This window comes from Streptomyces sp. NPDC055078, assembly GCF_053607985.1.
Map to the genome: position 1 here is coordinate 1 of NZ_JBSGUP010001013.1, position 1,896 is coordinate 1,896.

Below are 1,896 nucleotides of genomic sequence, written 5' to 3' on the forward strand. Positions count from 1 at the left end.
GATCTCCATGAGGTGCGCGGCCGGTATCGCGCGGTCGGTGTTGTTCCACACCGCGAGTTGGGCGCGTTCGTCGGCGTCCCGCAGGTCGATGTCGGAGATCGGCCGGTCCGGGTCGGCGACCACCGCGGCGAGCAGCCGCAGCAACCGGCCTGCCAGCCGCTCCACCGACCCACGGTCGAAGAGATCCGCCGCGTACCGGACACCGCAGGTCACCGTCGAGGCACCCGCGTCCGTCCGCGTACGCTGGAAGAGAACGTCCAGATCGAACTTGGCCGCACCGGACCGAATCCGCTGCTCCGCCGCTTCCAAGCCGAACAGCCGGGACAGATCCGGGCCGCCTCCCTCGTACGCCACCATCGTCTGGAACAGAGGGTGCCGGGAGAGGGAGCGCTCGGGGTTGAGCGCCTCCACCACACTGTCGAAGGGGAGATCCGCGTGGTCCAGCGCGGCCAGGTCCGTCGTACGGACCCGCTCCAGCAGCTCCGCGAAGGTCGGATCACCGGACAGGTCGGCCCGCAGCACCACCGTATTGACGAAGAAGCCGATCAGTCCGTCGAGTGCTTCGTCGCCTCGGCCTGCGACGGGGCTGCCGAGGGGGATGTCGTCGCCCGCGCCGAGGCGGTGCAGCAGTGCCGCGACCGCCGCGTGCACCACCATGAACATGGTGGCATCACTGTCCTGGTGGAGCCGGTCGAGCCCGGCGACCAGTTCGGCCGACAGCTCGACTTCCACAGTGTCGCCGTTGTGGGTCGGTGTGGTGGGGCGTGGTCGGTCGGTGGGGAGGGTGAGTTCGTCGGGGAGTGCGGTGAGTGTGGTGTGCCAGTAGTCGGTGAGTGGGCGGGTGGTGTCGTTGAGGAGTTGTCGTTGCCAGAGTGTGTAATCGGCGTACTGGACGGGGAGGGGTGCGAATTCGGGCGCCCGGTTCTGGGTGTGTGCGGTGTAGGCGGTGTCGAGGTCGGTGAGGAGGGGTCCGGTGGACCATTCGTCGGTGGCGATGTGGTGCATGAGCAGGACGAGTACATGGTCGTCATCGGCTGCCCGGAGCAGTGTCACCCGCAACGGCAGATCCGCCGCGAGGTCGAACAGCTCACCCGCCGCCGCCTCTACCCGGTCCTCCAGCGCTTCCGCCGGCACCTCCCTGACCGTGAACGGGACTCGTGCCTCGTCGGGGTCCAGGATGCGCTGGTAGGGCTCGCCGTCGTGCTCGGCGAAGACCGTGCGGAGTGTTTCATGTCGCCTGACCAGATCCTGTACGGCCCGCTCCAGCGCGGTCGCGTCCAGCGTCCCCCGCAGCCGTAGCGCGATGGGAAGCGTGTAGGTGGCGCTCGCCCCCTCCATCTGGTCCAGGAACCACAGCCTGCGCTGGGCGTACGAAAGGGGCAGCAGCTCGGGCCGCTCGGCCCTGGCGAGTGCGGGCCGCTCAGTCGCCGAGTGCTCCGTCAGCCGAGCCGCCAGCGCCGCGACCGTCCGGGCCTCGAACACATCCCGTACGGAACAGGCCGTTCCTGTCGCTCGGACCCGGGCCACGACCCGGGTCGCCAGCAGCGAATGCCCGCCGAGCCGGAAGAAGTCGTCGTCCGCGCCCACCGCATCCACGCCGAGCACTTCGCCGAAGATCCGTGCGACCAGGATCTCACCCTCACCGCGTGGGGTTCGGGTGGGTTCGGGGGCGGTGGTGGGTGTGGGGAGGGCGGCGCGGTCGAGCTTGCCGTTGACGTTGATCGGCAGCGAGGGCAGGTTCATGATCGCGGTGGGGATCATATAGTCGGGGAGTTGGGTGGTGAGTTTCTGGCGGAGTGTGGTGGGGTCGGCGGTTCCGGTGGTGTAGGCGACGATGCGGGGCATGTCGGGTGTGTCGTGGTGGATGATGACGGCGGCTGAGGTGACGCCGTCGAG

1 protein-coding gene is annotated in these 1,896 nt (G+C 68.9%); it reads right to left on the reverse strand.

Features of this window, described 5'->3' with window-relative positions; translation table 11 throughout:
• Positions 1–1,845 (reverse strand): condensation domain-containing protein (locus ACWF94_RS39660; RefSeq protein WP_453500016.1); only part of this gene is annotated, 1,845 nt, incomplete at its 3' end.
• Positions 1,846–1,896: the final 51 nt, after the last annotated feature.